Below are 17,642 nucleotides of genomic sequence, written 5' to 3' on the forward strand. Positions count from 1 at the left end.
GACGGAGTGCGCGACGCCGGTTCGGAGCCAGCGGACGCCGTGACGGGGCGGCATGCGGTTTCGACCGGCTCAGTCATCGAGGGACGCACCGTCCGAACGCCGGTCGTCTGCGATTCCACCGGCAGCCCGCACGCCGGTCACGACGCGTCGGGCCGCTGCATGGTCGTTCAGCGCCTCGGGCCGGTAGGGCGCGACACGGTCCATCTGCGGCACCGTTGCCGCCGCCAGTCGGTCGTACACGGTCGGGTGGAGGCGCGCCTTGACGTCGACGTCGCGCACGCCCTTTCCCCATGTGAGCCGATCCCCGGTCAGCCGGCGCAGCCAGGCCGGCTGCGGGTACAGCGTACCGATGCGTTCGCTGTGCTGGAGCGCGAGCGCATCGGGAGAGGTCGTCAGCCTGTCGTCGAGGATGACGACGTGGTCGCCGAGCGCCCCGCGCAGCTGCTCCACCATCCAGCCCAGGGCGATGTCGGAAAGCCGCGACTCGTCCTCCGGATAGCTCCCGCCTATGTCCGAATGGTTTCCGGCGAACCAGACCTGGACCATCCAGTCCGTGCGGCCCCGGTCGGCATGCCATGCGTAGTCGACGGGCCTGCCCCACGCGACGCGGGGAAACCGTGCCCGATCCTCGTCGATCGACAGCGCGTGCCGCAGATAGGGGATCTCCTTGTCCGCGTACCGGTCGTAGTTGCTGCCGCTCCACCAGGCGACGTGCGAGTGCCTGATCGCGAACAGCAGGCGGCGGGGGTTCCACGGCGACATCGCCAGATGCTCGTCGTCGAGATAGGTCTTCACCTGGCTCGCCACGGAACGGGCGACCCAGTAGGCGGCCGTCGCCGGGAGGACGGCGAGGGCGGTCGCGGGGACCTCCAGGCCCGACGTCCACAACGCGACGGTGACCGCCACGAGCGCGAACATGGCGATCGTCGCGAGGATCAGGGCTGACCTGTTTCCGAGCGCGGCCACGGTATCGAACACGCCCACGAAGTGCGGCTGCACGTTGCCCTGCGGATCGCCCTCGATGCCGACGCCCTCCGAGCCGTACTTCGCCCGGAAGCGGGCGGCGAGCCCCTCACGCTGCGTCTCGAAGGCGGCGCGCTTCGCTCCGGCCCCGTGGTTGTAGACCCGCTGGACCGCTTCGCGGGCGATCGCCCGCAGGGGCGGACCGTGGCGCGGGACCGGCCCGCCATCGGCCGATCGGGTCGGCACCCCGCAGAGGTTCATGACGTTCGCGAGCGCGCGCACCGTGTAGGCGCCGCGACTGAAGCCGACCAGGCACACGCGGTCGCCCGGTTCATGGCGTGCGATCACCGCGGCGTAGCAGTCGATCACGTTGACATCGATCCCCGTTCCCACGGCAGCGGCCAGGAGGTTGCGGATCCGCCGGAAGGTGAGACCCCCGACCTCGCCCACGCCGAGGCCGGCATCGTAGAAAGCGACCTGCCGGGACGGAGGGATCGGCGAGTCCGGACCGGGACGCATCGCGCGGTACATCTTGTACACGTTCGACAACCGCTGGTCCGGGCTCAGTCCGCCGAGCTGTCCCGTACCGTCCGAGAAGATCATCACGGTCTTCGGCAAGGTCTGCTCCCGTTGCGGCCCGGTCTCGGGTTCGTCTGATCAGTATAGCAGGCGGTGCTGAACGAACAGTTCGATCTGAAGGCTGCTTTTGCTCGGTGTCGATCGATGCGATCTCCGATGCGGAAGGCCCTGTGGGTGCCGAGACCGAACGGGGCGGCGTTCGCCGTCAGGTCGGTGGACGCTCGTCCACGACCGGACCTGATCGAACGGATATCGGAACGACTGGAACGCGTCCGGTTTGTTAACGCTGCTCGTGCAGAACGGCTCGATCCGATAATCGGCCACGCAACCGCCTTTCACCGGGCGGACGATCTGCTAGCCTGTCGTCGTGAAGTTTCGTGACGTGCATTTCAGGGGTTAAGATGACCGACTTCGATCAGATGCCTTTCGGGGCCGCCGAGTTCGCCGAGAACACCGAACCACGCTGCCCGTGCCTGCTGCTGCTCGACACCTCCACTTCGATGAACGGTCGACCGATCGAGGAGCTGAACGCCGGACTGCAGTCGTTCCGCGACGAGCTCAACGCCGATCCGCTGGCGGCCAAGCGGGTCGAGGTCGGCCTTGTGACCTTCGGGCCGGTGGAGAGGATCGTGGACTTCACCACCGCATCGACGTTCTATCCGCCGCACCTGTCGGTGTCGGGTCTGACCCCGATGGGCGAGGCGATCGAACGCGGCATCGAGATGCTGCGGGAGCGCAAGAGCACGTACCGGGAGAACGGGGTGTCGTTCTACCGCCCGTGGATATTCCTCATCACCGACGGCGCTCCGACCGACTCTTGGGAGAAGGCGGCGGAGCTCGTCCGGCAGGGCGAGGAGCGCAAGGAGTTCATGTTCTATGCCGCCGGCGTTGATGGCGCCGACATGAGCAGGCTCTCGCAGATCGCCGTCCGTCAGCCGCTTCGGCTGAAGGGCCTGGCCTTCCGCGAACTGTTCGCCTGGCTCTCGAACTCCCTCGGCGCGGTATCCCGGTCCAATCCAGGGGATCCGGGGGTGGCGCTGGCCAACCCCACCGCGCCGAACGGCTGGGCGATGGCCGACTGACGTGCCGTCCTGGACCTGGGCTGCGGCCTCGCGGCGTGGAACCTCGCACGAGCGGCTCGGGGAGAAGCGTCAGGACGCGTTCCGTACGCTGTTCGTCGAAGCGTCCGATACGGTGGTCCTCGTCGCCTGCGACGGGGCGGGAAGCGCGGCGCGCGGAGGGGCGGGGTCGGCGATCGCCGCCCGCGCCCTGTCCCGGTGCGCGCGCGATGCGCTGGCGGAGGGTCGCTGGCCAAGCGACGACGACGTCTGGGACTGGATAGATCTCGCCCGCGACCGCATAGCCGCGGCCGCCCGGCGGCGGGAGCTGGTACCTAGGGACTTCGCCACGACGGTCGTCATGATGATCTCGAACGGATCGGATACGCTGGTGGTGCACGTCGGGGACGGCGCCGCGGTGGTCCGGGACGCCGCCACCGGCGCCTGGCGTGCCGTCAGCTGGCCCGCCCAGGGCGAGTACGCGTCAACGACGTTCTTCCTGACCGACGACGGCGGTCCCCGGGTCCGCATAGCGCGCGAAGCCGTCGCGGTGGATCGGCTCGCCGCGTTCACCGACGGCATCGAACGCCTCGCCCTCGACTTCGCCTCGGAGCGTGCGCACGGACCCTTCTTCTCGGGAATGAGCGATCCCGTCGCCGCGGCCGAGGTCTCCGGATGGAACCTGCCTCTGTCGAGGAAGCTCGGCGACTACCTGTCGTCCGCCGCGGTCAACGCCCGGACCGACGACGACAAGACGCTGATCCTCGCCTGCCTGCGATGAGTCCGTCGCTTCTGCATACCGACGGACGGCCCATGCGGCTGGGGAAGATGATCGGCAGAGGCGGGGAGGGCGAGGTCTATGCGCTAGCCGACGATCCCGATCGGGCCGTGAAGGTCTACGGTACGCCCGATGCCGAGCGCGAGGCTAAGGTGCGCGCCATGGTCGCGAGGAGGCTGTCGGACGGATCGGACCTGATCGCGTTCCCCGAAGCCGTCGTCACGACGGGCGACGGCCGCTTCGCCGGGTTCGTCATGCGGCTGGTGAAGGGGCACACCTCGCTGCACGAACTCTATTCACCGGGCTCGCGTAAGATCCATTTCCCGAAGGCCGACTACCGTTTCACCGTGAGGGCGGCGCTCAACATCGCGAAGGGCGTCGCCAAGGTCCACGACCTGGGTGCCGTCATCGGCGACATCAACCATTCCGGCGTCCTGATCTCCGAGAAGGCGGTGGCGGCGCTGATCGACGCGGACAGCTTCCAGTTCGGACCGAACCATCTCTGCCGCGTCGGGGTCCCGGAATACACGCCGCCCGAGCTGCAGGGCCGCAGTCTCGGCGGCATCGTGCGGACGACCGATCACGACGCGTTCGGACTGGCCGTCGTCCTGTTCCAACTGCTGTTCATGGGCAGGCATCCGTACGTGGGACGCTACTCCGGTGGAGACATGCCCATCGAGCGCGCCATTTCGGAGCGGCGCTTCGCCTACTCGACGCTTCGCGACGTCGGCATGTCGCCGCCGCCCGGCACCGCACGTCTCGCGGACTTTCCGGCGCCGGTCCGCGCCGCGTTCGAGGCCGCGTTCGCTGCGGGTCCGGCGCCTCGTCCGACCGCGGCGCAATGGGTCGCGATCCTGAAGGAGTTCGAAGGCGGTCTCCTCCGATGCGCCACGAACGACGTCCACCATCACCCCGGCGCGACGGGGGCCTGCGTCTGGTGCAGGATGGAGCAGCAGATCGGCATTCTGCTGTTCCTCCCGTCGTTCACCCTGGGCGGCGGAGGGGATGTTCCCGATCCGGGTGCCGCCGGGTTCAATCTCGGTCGTGTCTGGGCGGCCATCGAGGCGGTGCGCCTACCGGACCCCGCCGCGATGCAGCCGCAGCTGCCATCGGTCGCCGCCGATCCGAGCGACGACGTCGCGACCTTCCGCCGTGAGCTCTGGAAGGGCCGCGGCGTCGGCGTGGTCCTGCTACTGGCGGCGATCGCCGTCCTGGTCGGCAAGCCGATACTCTGGATCGTCTACGTGCCCATGGCTTGGTTCGGACTGGTTGCGGCGTTCGAGAAGGGCCGGCCGCCTTCGCGGTTCGCCGACCGGTACGTCAGGGCGGAGACGGCGTTCCAGGGGGCGCTCTCCGATTGGCGACGGAGGATCGGGTTCGAGGAGGCCGGCCGCCTCAGGGCCTCGCTCGACGAAGCCCGTGCGGACCTGATCGCGCTGCCGCAGGACGTGGCCCGCCTCACCGCCGAGTACGAGACGAACCGCCGCGACGCGCAGCTGCACGACTTCCTGGAGACCTACCCGATAAGACGGGCGGCCATCCGGGGGGTGGGGCCGGCGAAGCTGGCCGGGCTCGCGTCCTACGGAATCGACACCGCGGCGGACGTCGTGGCGGCACGGATAGAGGCCGTGCCGGGGTTCGGCCCCGTCACCGCGAGGCCGCTGCTGGAATGGCGCCGGAACCTGACCGCCCGGTTCGTGTACCGCGCCCAGCACTCGCCGAGGGAGACCGACGATCTGCGTCGGATCAGACAGGGCGCCGCGGACAGGGCCGCCGCGCACCGGGTCAGGCTGCTGCGGGGGGCTGCGGATCTGGGATCGGTGGCTGCGAACGTGGCCACGCGCAAGGACGTCGTCGACCCCGTCGTGGCTCGCCTGCATGCAGAACGGCAGCAGGCGCTGGCGGATCTGCGGGCGTTGCGGGTTCCCGTGCCGAAGGTGGTTCCTCCCAGTCCGCCACCGGCACCGCCCCAGCCGCGTGCGGTTCCGGTTCCCCCTCCGCATGCCGCATCGCTGACGCCTTCGGCCGGTCCGAACGCGCAGCCGCCGCCCTGCCCCGCATGCGGAGGGCGTATGACGGTCAGAACGGCACGCAAGGGGCGAAATCCGGGGAAGCGCTTCCTGGGCTGTGCGGCGTACCCGAGGTGCAACGGAACGAGGGCCATCTGAGGCCCGGCGCGCTCCTGCGACGCTTCGCTTGGCACGAGCTCGTTCCCGGCGATCGAGTGGTGGGGGCCGATCCGAGCTGACTGCGCGGGGGACCGCCGGCGACGCAGGGTGACGAGATCGTTGCAGGAGACGTGAGTTGTCTCGGTGAAGCCGTGTCCGCATCGGCGATCGATTGACGCGCGTCGCAATCGGCACGGCAGTCGCGGATCATCTGAACGCCAACCAGGATCGGCGGGATGGGACTGTAGATCGTGCGGAATCGCGGCTGATAGGCATGGTCCCATCGTGTGGATCAGCGTCGAAAGTGAGACTCCACGCTACCTAACTAGCTGTAATCTCACGAAAGGTTTGGGTATGCCAGAGTCCCGATCGGCGCCGATCGGGACCCCAGCCAAGATTAAACTTCTACACAGTTTCAAAGGCTTGTCGAAATTGACCGGGGTCGCACTTTCGACGCCGATCCACAGTGACGCGAGGGCCAAGCTGCTAAGTGACAACATCAAATGAATCGCGGCTCGCTCTAACCGGAAGGCATGGGGCGATAGTTTGCAAGTTGACCAGTCAGGTACTGTGACTATCAACGCTCCTCAGTGGATGTATGGAAGTCAGTTGCCACCTTCAACGATTAATGGCGAGATCATCGATCCTGACGCTGACCGGCACGACTGATAGCCAGAAAGACTTGTTGCTCTACAGCTCATGTGACTGCACAACCATAGCGTGGGTCGCAAGCATACAAACAGCCCGGTAGGTCTTGTATCTACCGGGCTGTCATATGAGCCTCATCATAATCACTGAGGCCCGCGGATGGGTCGCACAGGGTCAAGTGGGCATTGCTAGCTACTGGGTAGCGCGACGGGCTCATAGACCCTCACAGGGAGGCAGTTTCAAGCCGGGCTGAGAGTCCGCGGCCACTGATATGTCAGCACACCCTGCTCGTCTCGTACCTCCACGCGGTCCGCTGTACCCAGATCAATCGCGTTCTTTGCGTTGTCCTTGACCATCTGGAGAGGAACATCGATCTCGGTAACGACTGCGGTCTCTTGCCCGTTAACGTAATGCTTCACATGGTAACGCATCGGCTGCCTCCTACTACCCGTTGCGTGGGTAGTGATTAGGCCAGTCACCAGTCCCCGATTAGCCTATCAGCAGGTGTGTTGGTGTTGTAATACGCCATCGAAATGGGGCATACGCCCCTCCCTATCACGGCCCCAGCAGTCGCAGGATTTCTATTTTCGCGCCTGAGGATTAGGGAACGGCGCGACCGGCTCCTTCGGCTTGTCTGGGTTCATGGCAGCATCCAAAATGGCTTGTAGCCGCTTCTGCTCAGCGGCTCGTTCGACCTCAGTGTCTGTGAACGACCCAAGTACCTTGCGATAATAAGGGCCGGGATCGTAAATGGGCGGCGTCGGATCAGGATTGGGGGCACCAGCCGTTCGCCGAGCGGCGGGAGGCTCCGTAGCTTGGATCACATACACGACATTTGGCGAAGGGGCTTTCGGAGTTGGCGGCTCGTACTCGGCCACTAGAGGTCCGTAATTTGTCGCAAAATCAAAGTCTATTTGATACGTCGAAGAAAGCTCGTTCGATGCCTTTGCGCCAAGGACGTAAACAGTAATCTCCGCGCTGCTACTCGATTGTTTTACCAGCACGATGCTCCCAGTGAGTCTAAATCCCGGTATGTACATCCGTGGGCTTCTTGGCTTTCCATCCGCTGGCCGGATCGCCTGATACTGCTCCGCGATGCCTTTTAGGTTCAACAAGGGCCCATTTAGTCTGAGATCACCATAGCGGCTCTTGAACGTCCGCTGCCGATTGTTTGAACAATCAATCTCTGTTGGTGTATCGTCCTTGAAAATCACGACGGCTTGCTTCTGCAGCATGCCGTACGTTTGAGCAGCCGATCGCTTGCTGCCAAGCCCAACGCTGAGACTTGTAGCGATGGGAATTGTGGCATTTAAGCCATCCTCCGATTTAACCCCATTCACCACGTGCGCTGCCACGGTCCCACCAATACTAAACGCTTTGTTGTACTTGTCCTCCTTAAGAAACTCTAGGACGTCGCAGCGTATATTTTGAACGATGACACTGAATGGAATGACATCCTTGGGATGCAATTGTGAGGTGTCTACCCCGTTGCTAATTAGGCTTGATGTACAGCCGCTAAGGCTCAAACCCATTAAGATCATTCGGGTTTTCATGGTTTCCCCCGGTGTTTCGGTTGAAAGCCAAGCGCACACGTCGCCAACAGGGCGGCATCAGACTGTGCTAGAAATCTCGGCCGGGGGAAACTGACGATTTCTACAAGACCATTCCAAGACTGGACTCCAGAAATTCTAGCAGACTGGCTGAAAACGGCCCCTAGATCACCCGCAAGCCATACAGCAGATTGTACGTCCAGCTTGTACGGGTCTTGATAGCGTCCAAGCAGGGTCCGCGCCGATGCATCGACAACCCGGTGTACCGGTCACACATTCCCAGACTTGCTGCATAGCGGGCGTTCTCAAGCCGCACGATAGCCGCTCCAAACCACACAAGCATCGCCAGCAGCACTACAATCAGTAATGACTTAATACCGCTGGCCCCTCGATATATTTTGGTTAGACTTGAGACTTTACTTGGACGGCTATCAGTACTTTGGTAGTATTCATGGTGCAGAACGGATCACTAGGTACTGATACCCAGCGAGGCTAATATGCTACTGACCAAGAAATGTTTAAGGATATCGGGCAGAATGAACGCCAGAAAGACAGATAGTCGGAAGCGGAACTTCCACAATACTGTCAAGAAAAAATCTCCGAGAACGTCGCTCGGCCCCCTGCAGAGGACCAGGGGCGCTTCTCTTGGTACCACCGTCTTGCCGCCCCTGGTCCTCTGCAGGGGTCCGAAGGTACCAAATTCCATTAAACTGCAATGATACCAGCCATCAAAAGGTCGTCATTTAAAAGCGGCGCTCCAGAGTTTTTTCCAACCCAATAGCGTCTTTCTGGCCACAGTTCTTCCGGTTGCCTTCCATAGCACGTAGCAGCTTGTCAGGCAGATTGCGGACCGTACCGTGCCAGCAGCCGGTTCCATTTTCGTTGCGCTTTACCGTCTCTGAACTGCAGCATCTCTAGGTCAGCAGCGGGTATCGCATACACACCAGTCTGACGATGCTTGTTCCAGACCTTCTCAGCTTCCTGCCTTAGCGCAATGTACTCACGTGCCAGTGTGTTGCCCCTTGCGGCGAACTTCCTGTTCAACTGGCTTCTGTTGTTGTCGTAGAGTGCAACGTCGTCCCTCACGAATACGATCCGAGTCTCGCCGTCCTGCTTGGGCGTCACATCCTCCCAAGTGCCATCAGCCTTCTTCCAAACGGCATGGTGTTCGGCGTCGATCATAACACCCGGCCATTCCCAGAGCAGCCAACCCATGATCCGCTTGCCGCCATGCAGCTTGATCATCCGGTCCACGTTCTCAAAGCACATGGACTCCATAGTTCGCGGATACGCCACATACTCCACATACCGTGGCGGCTCTTCGCTCAGCTTGCCCGCGCACTCGACCACAAATGGAGTAATTGCTTCAGGCGTTGTGGTTACGTGCGTCATGCTACCTGCTTAGATTCTGTCGGCCATTCCGTCATTATTTCTTCCGGACGTTTGCCATCCCACTCCGCTGCCAAACTGGCCAACCTGTACCCTATCTCACCGTCAATGCGCTCCACTCGCGCCATAAAGTGCTGCTGATGTTCGTGCGCCGATCGGGACCCCAGCCAAGGTTAAACTTCTACACAGTTTTAAAGGCTTGTCGAAATTGACCGGGGTCGCACTTTCGACGCCGATCCACACTGCAGGTCCTTCGGCAACGAGGCGGACTTCGCGACGCGGGTCGCCGCGGAGGTGAAGTCGCGCACCGGGGCTCGCGGATCGCGGCCCTACACGACCGGGACGATACAGCTCGACTGCAGGGGGTCGAACGGCGAGGGGCTGACGGTGACCTTCGCACAGGTGCGGACCGGCAGCATCGTCGACGGGTACGGCCTGAGCATCGATGGCCGGACGGTCGACCTGCCTGCGCTGAGGCGTCAGCTGACCGCGAAGTACGGTCGACGGACCGTGGGTACCGACCTGCGCGGTTCGTGGTGCGACGCCGGCTACCGTTGCGGCGACGGCATGGTCTTCAGCGAGGGGCCGACGGTGATCATCGACATGACGACGTCGGTCGTGATCAACGGCACGCGCGGCATGCGCGCCGAGAAGGCGGACGACGCCGCGGTGATGGCGGAGGCCGACCGTCTCGTGCCGAAGAAGACCAGGGCGGCGTTCTGATCCATGCCCTACCTCGTCGGCATCGTCCTCGGCGACGCGCTCGCCAGGATCGGGTTCTTCCGGGCCGTGGGGGCCGCGGCCGTCCTCGCGGGCACCGGATACCTCGCGTATCGGCTCGTCGCGGCCAATCTGGATCCGGAACATGCGTACGCCGCGGCGGCGGTCGCCCCTCTCGCGCTGTTCTGCTGGGCGGTATGGAATCCCGCCGCGTCGCGCTTCCGGCTCTGGATCGTCGACGGCGTGTATCTCGCCGCCCGTCTATCGATGTGGTGGGCGGTCGCCACCTTCGTCGTCGGTCTCGTCGCGTCCGGCTTCCGCATCGATCGGTGGCTGAAGAGCGAATGGCCTCAGGCGGTGACCGCCGGCGTTTTCTGGGGAGTCCAACGGATCCTCGGCGTACTGACGGCGAGGTCGCACCGTATCATGCGCGACCGCAGCGTGATCGGCAAGCCGCCCGAGTGATCGCGTGAAGCACCGCAGCTCGGCTTCGCGTCCATCGCGCGCGTCGGCGTCGCTCGAACCATCGCGGTCTGCGCCCCGTGTCAACGGACCGTGGAGGGCCCGAGCGCGTCCCGTCGTCAGCGCAGAGGAAAGCCGTCGATTCCGGTGGTGCGGGCCTCGAGAAGGCGCTGCACGCCGAATACCACACTCCTCGCTCCGGAATAGTCGGGATGAAGCCCATCACGCAGCGCGCTGTGAACCTCCGTGACGCTGTCGCGCAGACGCTTCATGGCGTTCAGGTCGGCCTTCCCCGCTTTGGGGTCCCCGTCGATGGACGACTGCGTCCTCTCGACGAGATGCCACCATTCCTCGCGTTCCTGTGCGGATGCAGCGCCGTGCAGCGTCGCGTCCAGCCGTGCGAGCCCGAGCAGGGTGGGATCCGAATGACGGGACGAGGCCTGCGATCCGTCGCTCATTCGGAAGCGTCGACGTCGTCGAGCGACCGCAGGCGCGGCGGAAGCAGTCGCACGCCCCTCGATGCCACCGTCCGGCCCAGCGCGTGGTCCACCAGGGCGCGAACGGCCTCCGACCGGTCGAAGCGTGCACCGTCCTCCTCGATCCAGTCGTCGATAGCCGCGAGCTGATCCGGTCCGACCTCGATCGTGATGGAGGTTCGTTCGCGTGCCGATGAGCGGCGGAGGTGCTTCGGGGGGGCTGTATCCATGGGACGAAGGATGTCAGCGATCGCGGACCGAAGCAATGCGGCGTCCCTTCCGTCTCGACCGGCGGCGGGTCGTCTTCGGTCCGTCCGTCCGTCGCGGCTGCATCGGAAGGGCCCTACGTAGCCGCAGCGGTTGCGCATCGACCGCAGTACGGTAGCGCGTCGCGGAGGCGCGTCGAGCAGGACCGGTCCCGACCGAACGCGGCCCGATACGACCCCGAACCGGTCCTGCCCGATCTAACGGGCCGTCGCCGGTCGTCGTGCCGACACGGTTTCTAAACGAGTGCGTGCCAAGGCGAACGGGTGAACGCCTTCTCCCCCGTGTCCGCATCGGATCTGTCGCCCGAACCGTTCAACCAGGCCACTGCCAGGGTGAACGAATGGCGCGGGGCATGCATCGATGCATTCGTCCGAGCCGAGGCGGCGACGACCGAATGCCTCGCGGTCCTCGCCGAGGTACAGGACAGGGGCATCCTCGTGCGGTTGCCGCACCTCGTCGGTCAGCGGCTGGATGCGCTGCAGGCGATGATCGGCCCCGGCTGTCCGTTCGAGTCGGAGGGCCGTCCGGCCTACGCGGCCCTCGAACGGTTCCGGGAGCATGACGATTTCCGAAGCACGCTGTGTCACGGCGTGGGGCACGTCACGCTCGACCGGCGGGGATGCTGGACCGTCATCCTCCGGGTCGCGGTCCTGAGAACGCGCAGGCTCGCGCGATTCGTCCAAGTGTTCACCGAGGCCGAAGCCGAAGTCCGGCGCTCGACCGTCGCGGCCGCTTCCCGTGATCTCTGTTCCCGACTGGGGCAGGTCCGGGCTTCGATACGCGGCGCATGAACGACGGAATCGAGCGTTCACCGGGATCGGACCGGATACCGCGCGAGCGGTCGCATTCGTACCGAACCGAACCGAACCTGATTGGGCCCGGGTCTCAACGGTGGTCAGCGGCGATGACGATGTTCGCAACGTCGGGAATTTCAAACTTCTTTTTTCTTTGGTAGGCGGCAAGCGACTGAACATCCTCCGAATATTGATCGATCAGTCGATGATGTCTCTATTGCTGTCGGCCAGTGACATCCATCCTCGGCGATATGGTATGTCGGCGATGTCGAACAGGATCAGTCCGATTGCTTGGACTTATTCTTACAAGAGATCGTCTCATCGGCGCGGATTGACCCGAATTCTGAGTATTCCGACGAACTATCGACACGGGCGACTGGTGAAGCGTGCAAGGTCGGTGCTACGGTTCGGGCGCTGGCGGATGCCGGTGTCGGGGGGACGCGCTTGTGGGTAAACTTGCGGATTGGTGCGCAGGCCAGCCGGCCTGGGCCAAGGATGCGATGCAGCGAGCGGCCTCGTGTTCGGGGGACATTGCTGCGGATGTGGATGCGCTCGTCTGCCGGATCGGGCTGACGCACGGCTTGGTCTTCGAAGGCGAGCACCCCTGTCAGCCCTTCAACGAGGAGAGCGTCGTCGCCGTCGGCGCCAGCCCGGACGATGTCGTCCTTCGTTCGATCGGCCCACTGCGGGGTCTGGACAGGCTGGCCGCCGAGCAGGTCCTGCAATTCGCGCTGAACGGCATCACCATCGTCTTCGGCGACAATGGGTCCGGCAAGAGCGGCTATACGCGCGCGCTACGACAGCTGACCTGCGTGCGCGAGGACGCGCCGCTCGAGGGAGACGTCTTCGCCGGGGGCGTCGCGCCACCCAAATCCATCACCTACAGCTATGGGATCGGCGACGGCGACGCCGTCACCGCGATCTGGGACGAGGGCGAACCGAAGCCGGCGGTCCTCGGCGGCGTCACGCTGCTCGATACCGACAACCTGCGCGTCTACGTGAACGGCAAGAGCGACATCCTCTACATGCCACCGGAGGCGGCCTGCGTGGGGCGGCTCGCGGACCTCTACCAGACGGGGGCCGCCCGCTTCCGCGGATGGATAGACGAGGCGAGCAGGAGATGCGCGGGATCGTTCGGCGGCCGCTTCGCTCCGGGCACGAACGCCGCGGCGCTCGTCGCGCGGCTTCAGGTCGCCACGTCGGAGGCAAACCTTCCCACCGAACAGGCGCTCCGCGACGCCGCGACTTGGAGCCCGGACGACGAAGCGGAGCTGACCGGCCTCCAGGCCGAGTTGTTACGGGGCCCCGCAGCGACAGCCGCCCTCTGCGATCGGATCGCGAGCTCGTGCCTGACCGTCGCCACCGCCGTCGAGGCGACCGCGACGCCCCTTTCTGACGATGCGGTCTCTCAGGACGGAGGGCTCCTGGAGGCCAGACGAGCGACGCGGGCCGTTGCCGATGCGCTAGCGGCCGAACGGATGGGCTCGCAGCCGATCGGGGGCACGGGCTCGGACACCTGGCGCGAACTGTTCGGGATCGCCCGACGGTTCGCTGCCGAGGCCGGGGTGCGTGCGATGGCAGAGCCGTTCGTCGCCGGCGATCCGTGCCCGCTCTGTCAGCAGCCGCTGGGTGAGGAAGCCACCGCCCGACTGGCCGCGTTCGACGCCTATGTCGAAGGGCGTGCGACGCAGGCGGCAGAGCTCGCCGCCCGCGCGCTCGCGAAGCGCGTCGCGACGCTGCGGACCCTCTCCTTCAAGACCGGGGACGAGCTTCGCACTCTGCTGGGGGAGGCGGCGACGCAGGGCGCACCGGCGGAGGCACTGGTGGAACGCGTGCTCGCCTTCGGTTCGGGCATGACCGCACGTCGCGACGAGCGGCTCCGCCAGTTCGATGACGCCCGCCTCGCCGACCTCGAGGCGCTTCCCGCCTCTCCCGTTGCCGACCTGCGCACTTGGGCGGCGAAGCTGACCGAGCACGCCGCCGGACTTCGATCGGGTGACGACCGTACCGCGGCGGCGATGGCCAGGATCGCGGAGCTCACCGATCGCAGGCAGATGAACGGTCAGGTCGACGAGCTCGTCGCCCGCTGCAGCGAACTGAGGCGCATCCACGCGTGGACGCGGTGCGAGGCCGCGCTCAACACGGGACCCTTGTCGCGTCTCATGACGTCGCTGCGGAAGGAGCTTACCACGCCCGGGCTGAGGACCCGGATCGACGAGGAGATCAAGAACTTCGCACTGACGCACATTCCCCTCCAATTCGCGGACGAGACCTCCAAGGGCACGAGCTTCTTCGAGGTAGCCCTCGCCACGGCGAGGAAGGCGAGGAAGTCGCGCGTTCTGAGCGAGGGCGAGCAGCGTGCGCTCAGCCTGGCCTGCTTCCTGGCGGAGTCGCACGTCGCGGGCAGGAGGTCGGGCATCATTCTGGACGACCCGGTCACCAGCCTCGATCACGGTCGCGTGAGGCGCGCCGCGCGCCGACTCGTGGACGAGGCGGCGAAGGGACGGCAGATCATCGTCTTCACGCACAACCTCGTCTTCTATCACGAGCTCATGCTCGCCTGCGTCGATCGGACCATCCAGGTCCCTGCGCTGCCCTGTGTCATCCAGCAGGGTGGCAACGGGGAGTTCGGGATCGTGACGGTGGGCGACGCGCCGTGGATCGCTCGCAAGGTGAAGGAGCGCGAGCAGACGCTCGGGGCCATGATCGAGGACATCCCCGACGGTCTCGCCGTCTCCACCGACGATTATGGACGCAGGTGCACGGGATTCTACGCTGCCCTGCGCGAAACGTGGGAACGCGCGGTCGAGGAGATCGTCCTCAACGACGTCGTCCGCCGCTTCGGCTCGAACGTCGGCACGTTGCGCCTGGGCGGCGTGGACGTCAGCGACGACGACTTCATGCTGGTCCACCGGGCGATGTCCCGCGCATCCGAGCATTCGGGACACGACCAGGCCGCGGGGCGGCAGGTCGACACGCCCGACAAGGCGCAGATGCAGGCGGATCTGGACGAACTCACGAGCTTCAGGACCGCCAAGACGAAATCCAACAGGACGGCCGAGGATCGCCGCAAGGCGCTCGCCGGTGCTCCGCCAAAGGCGGCGGTCGGCTAGGTCCGACCCGACGCCGAAGCCGGAATTCGCCACGCGGCTGATCACCCGGATGATCCGTTCTGATGTGGCCGACGTCCGTGTCACTCCGGGGCGGCCCGGACGTCGTCGCCCTACGTCGATCAGACCTCATCCGGCTCGGCTCCTCGACGGTTGGGCCGATCGGGCATCGGATCGGTTCCGAGGCGGGGCCCGATGGCCGCGCGTCCGCCGAAGAACCCGACCCGCGTGGCGTCCTTGCCGAAAGCCCGCTGGCGGGACGGGTCACGACGCTGGGCGGGGATCCCTGCCACCGCGCCACAGGCGGAGCGGGCGGGGGCCGCCGAGAGCCTGACCCGCCTCCCTGACGCGATGTTCGTCCTCGAGCATCGATCGGACGATGTGGCGCCTGAGGGCGGCAGGTCCCTTGTCGTCCCACAGCATGCGCCAGCCGCGATAGCGGTGCGGCTGCCACCGGATCCAGTCCCACAGCCTGTCGCGTTCCACCGGTTCGTCGAACGCGATGACGAGGAACGGCTCGGTCTCGCTGCCCCGGACCAGCGTCACGCAGGGCCGTCCGGCGGCCTCCGTCGGCACGGCCGTCACGGTACGCGCCTCCCTTGCGAGGCGATCGGCCTGTTCGCGCAGTTCAGACGCGAGGCGGACGTCGTCGTCCTGCTCGTCCTCCATCATGAGCGTCAGCATCTCGGGGCCCACGATTGGGGCCAGCCGCGCCCAGACGGCCCAGCGTTCCGGGCGGGTGAGCATCCATTCGTAGCGCTCGCGCGCGTCCTCGGCGAAGGCCGTCTCGAGCATCCATACCGGCAGGCCCGGCTCGATCTCGCCGTCCTTGTCCGCATGGTTGCGGACGAGGACGACGCCCAGGAAGTCCTCCGTGACGTCGTCTCGCAGCATCGGAACGAACGGGGCCGCTCGCTTCGGCGCTTCGTCGGGATCGTGTTCGTGCATCATCGTGAATGACCTCCTCTCGTTGGTTCGTTCCGTGCGTCGATCACACGGAACATGACGCCGTCCTCCTCTCAACCGTCCGCCGCATGGCGCTCGCACCAGGTCATGGACCGGAACCTGGGCTTCGCCGTACCGCCGTAGACCCGCACGACGATCCATTCGTATTCGTCGTCGAACGCCGCGGCGGACACCTCCTTCGACCAGTGCCGTCCGACGGGGTTCCACAGGTATCCCCGCCCCTCGAGAAGGTCTGCCGTCCCGGAAGGGGCGCCCACGGCGTCGATCGCCCACGTCGGCCTCGCTGCGGCTTCAACCGCCGCCTTCAGCACGGTTCCGCCGAACGGCAGGGGATGGTCCAGGAGGTGCAGGAGCGCGGTGACCTCGGTCGAAGCCCGGTGCGGATCGTAGAACAGGCCTATCTGCGTAAGCAGGTGCGGCAGGCCCCCGATCGTGAAGCCGTTGGCCTTCCACTCCACGTCGCACGTCGTGCAGACCCAGGGGCGTCCCGCGACGAGCGGCAACCGTCGCTCGATGAAGGGGCGATCGAACGACGCGTCGCTTGCGACGACGAAGTCCGCGTCGGCGATGAGGGATGCTGCCACGGGGTCCATGATGCTGCGTCCGACCAGGTCGGGGTCGGCGAGCCCCGTCATCCGGGTCACCTCCGGCGGGAGCGGACGCCCCGGATCCTCCAGCCAGTGATGCGGACGGCCGGTCATGACGATCCGTCCATCCGCATCGGCCCAGAAGCGCTGGAGCGCGAGTTCTATGATCGCGTCGTCCGCAAGGCGGCCGCCCGTCGTCTCGACGTGGACGGCGCACCCCGCCAGCATGCCGGTCCGGACGCCCCGAACGACGTTCCTGCGCATCGGCGGCATCCGGCGCAGGACGCGGAAGTCGTGGTCGCGGTCGACGAGCGACGCCATCGCCTCCATCGCTGCCGGCGAACCCAGGGCCACGACGTCGCTCACGCCGCGAACCTCTGCTCGATGTAGACGGACAGGCCCTTGGCGAGCGGCGAGCCGGGGTCGGCCGCGACCTGTTCGAGCATGTCCGCGACGGCGGGCGAGACAAGCGCCTCGGCCATGGGCGAGTTCGGGTCGAAGCCCTCCGTGATCTCGATCGCCTCGGCGATCGCCGGGCCGTGGCGAGCACGCAGCCGCGTCTCCGCCTCTGCCCGATCCTCGGCGACGACCGCGTCGAACGCCTGGATCGTGCCGCCCGCGCGCTCGTCGACGAGGAAGGACGTCCACAGCCTGGGGCGCTCCTCGTCCGTCCTCCCGGGATGATCGAAGTCGTCGCGGTCCTCCTCGTGCGGAGCGTGCGGAGAGTCCGCACCGTTGAACGACTCGTCCTCCCCCTCGTCCTCGTCGTCGTCGGCCATCAGGGCATCGAGGGTCATCGGGTCGGCGTCGAGACCGATGGAGAGACCGTGGAGCAGCACCGCCCGGAGGCAGTCCTCGCGCGCCATGCATGCCTCGATCGCCGAGCGCCCCCCGAAGAGCGCGCGCGGAGCGATCATCCAGGCGACGGGATCGTGACCGACCGCTTCGCGCTCGAACCTGGCCGCGGTGTCGGCCGCGACCAGCGCCAGCCGGATCAGGCCGCGGGTGGTCGTCACGACGATCCCGTCGTCCGCTTCGTCATGGTCCAGCGGGTCGATCATGAACGGCGGCAGCGCCGCTTCGACCGTATCCATCGTGGCGCGCGAGATTGCGTTGATCTGCATTGT

The 17,642-nt window shown here is 65.8% G+C and carries 15 protein-coding genes; 7 read left to right on the forward strand and 8 right to left on the reverse strand.

Annotated features, from left to right (window positions below; genetic code table 11):
- Positions 1-69 precede the first annotated feature (69 nt).
- Positions 70-1,581: a phospholipase effector Tle1 domain-containing protein gene (locus VH567_RS11220; protein ID WP_423326097.1), complete on the reverse strand. Its 1,512-nt coding sequence runs from the start codon at positions 1,579-1,581 to the stop codon at positions 70-72.
- 362 nt (positions 1,582-1,943) lie between these two features.
- Here VH567_RS11220 and VH567_RS11225 point away from each other — a divergent pair, with 362 nt between their 5' ends.
- From VH567_RS11225 to VH567_RS11235, 3 genes are read left to right on the forward strand one after another with little or no spacing between them, the layout of a single operon-like run.
- Positions 1,944-2,624: a vWA domain-containing protein gene (locus tag VH567_RS11225; protein ID WP_423326099.1), complete on the forward strand. Its 681-nt coding sequence runs from the start codon at positions 1,944-1,946 to the stop codon at positions 2,622-2,624.
- 1 nt (position 2,625) lies between these two features.
- Entirely contained in the window at positions 2,626-3,381 is a 756-nt protein-coding gene (locus tag VH567_RS11230) for a protein phosphatase 2C domain-containing protein (RefSeq protein WP_423326101.1), read from the forward strand.
- A 32-nt stretch (positions 3,382-3,413) separates the two neighbouring features.
- Entirely contained in the window at positions 3,414-5,546 is a 2,133-nt protein-coding gene (locus VH567_RS11235; RefSeq protein WP_423326103.1) for a topoisomerase DNA-binding C4 zinc finger domain-containing protein, read from the forward strand.
- A 1,229-nt stretch (positions 5,547-6,775) separates the two neighbouring features.
- On the opposite strand, the gene VH567_RS11240 is transcribed toward VH567_RS11235, so the two are convergent.
- Together VH567_RS11240 and VH567_RS11245 are read right to left on the reverse strand one after the other, a co-directional pair.
- Positions 6,776-7,663 (reverse strand): hypothetical protein, encoded by an 888-nt coding sequence (locus VH567_RS11240; protein ID WP_423326105.1) that lies wholly within the window; start codon positions 7,661-7,663, stop codon positions 6,776-6,778.
- Positions 7,664-8,578: 915 nt separating this feature from the next.
- Positions 8,579-9,136, reverse strand: coding sequence for a hypothetical protein (locus VH567_RS11245; RefSeq protein ID WP_423326107.1), 558 nt, complete (start codon positions 9,134-9,136; stop codon positions 8,579-8,581).
- Between the two features lie 384 nt (positions 9,137-9,520).
- Between VH567_RS11245 and VH567_RS11250 the strand changes: the two genes are divergently transcribed.
- Both VH567_RS11250 and VH567_RS11255 read left to right on the forward strand, forming a co-directional pair.
- The gene (locus VH567_RS11250; protein ID WP_423326109.1) at positions 9,521-9,856 is read left to right on the forward strand and encodes a hypothetical protein; all 336 of its coding nucleotides are present in this window, start codon (positions 9,521-9,523) and stop codon (positions 9,854-9,856) included.
- Between the two features lie 3 nt (positions 9,857-9,859).
- The gene (locus VH567_RS11255; RefSeq protein ID WP_423326110.1) at positions 9,860-10,318 is read left to right on the forward strand and encodes a hypothetical protein; all 459 of its coding nucleotides are present in this window, start codon (positions 9,860-9,862) and stop codon (positions 10,316-10,318) included.
- 116 nt (positions 10,319-10,434) lie between these two features.
- Here VH567_RS11255 and VH567_RS11260 read toward each other — a convergent pair whose 3' ends face one another.
- Together VH567_RS11260 and VH567_RS11265 are read right to left on the reverse strand one after the other, a co-directional pair.
- Complete coding sequence (locus tag VH567_RS11260) at positions 10,435-10,773, reverse strand: hypothetical protein (RefSeq protein WP_423326112.1); 339 nt, start codon at positions 10,771-10,773, stop codon at positions 10,435-10,437.
- Positions 10,770-11,021 (reverse strand): hypothetical protein, encoded by a 252-nt coding sequence (locus VH567_RS11265; RefSeq protein ID WP_423326114.1) that lies wholly within the window; start codon positions 11,019-11,021, stop codon positions 10,770-10,772. Before VH567_RS11265 ends, VH567_RS11260 begins: the two co-directional genes overlap by 4 nt.
- Positions 11,022-11,321: 300 nt before the next feature.
- Here VH567_RS11265 and VH567_RS11270 point away from each other — a divergent pair, with 300 nt between their 5' ends.
- Both VH567_RS11270 and VH567_RS11275 read left to right on the forward strand, forming a co-directional pair.
- Positions 11,322-11,849: a hypothetical protein gene (locus VH567_RS11270; RefSeq protein ID WP_423326116.1), complete on the forward strand. Its 528-nt coding sequence runs from the start codon at positions 11,322-11,324 to the stop codon at positions 11,847-11,849.
- A gap of 545 nt (positions 11,850-12,394) precedes the next feature.
- Positions 12,395-14,965 (forward strand): AAA family ATPase, encoded by a 2,571-nt coding sequence (locus VH567_RS11275; protein ID WP_423326118.1) that lies wholly within the window; start codon positions 12,395-12,397, stop codon positions 14,963-14,965.
- A 261-nt stretch (positions 14,966-15,226) separates the two neighbouring features.
- Here the strand turns inward: VH567_RS11275 and VH567_RS11280 are convergent, their stop codons facing one another.
- From VH567_RS11280 to VH567_RS11290, 3 genes are all read right to left on the reverse strand, one after another.
- Positions 15,227-15,913 (reverse strand): hypothetical protein, encoded by a 687-nt coding sequence (locus VH567_RS11280; protein WP_423326120.1) that lies wholly within the window; start codon positions 15,911-15,913, stop codon positions 15,227-15,229.
- 68 nt (positions 15,914-15,981) lie between these two features.
- On the reverse strand, positions 15,982-16,881 hold the full coding sequence (locus tag VH567_RS11285) for a 3'-5' exonuclease (protein WP_423326122.1): 900 nt from the start codon (positions 16,879-16,881) through the stop codon (positions 15,982-15,984).
- Complete coding sequence (locus tag VH567_RS11290) at positions 16,878-17,639, reverse strand: hypothetical protein (RefSeq protein WP_423326124.1); 762 nt, start codon at positions 17,637-17,639, stop codon at positions 16,878-16,880. Before VH567_RS11290 ends, VH567_RS11285 begins: the two co-directional genes overlap by 4 nt.
- Positions 17,640-17,642 lie beyond the last annotated feature (3 nt).

Source organism: Sphingomonas sp. 4RDLI-65 (assembly GCF_049472435.1).
Taxonomy (GTDB): Bacteria; Pseudomonadota; Alphaproteobacteria; order Sphingomonadales; family Sphingomonadaceae; genus Sphingomonas.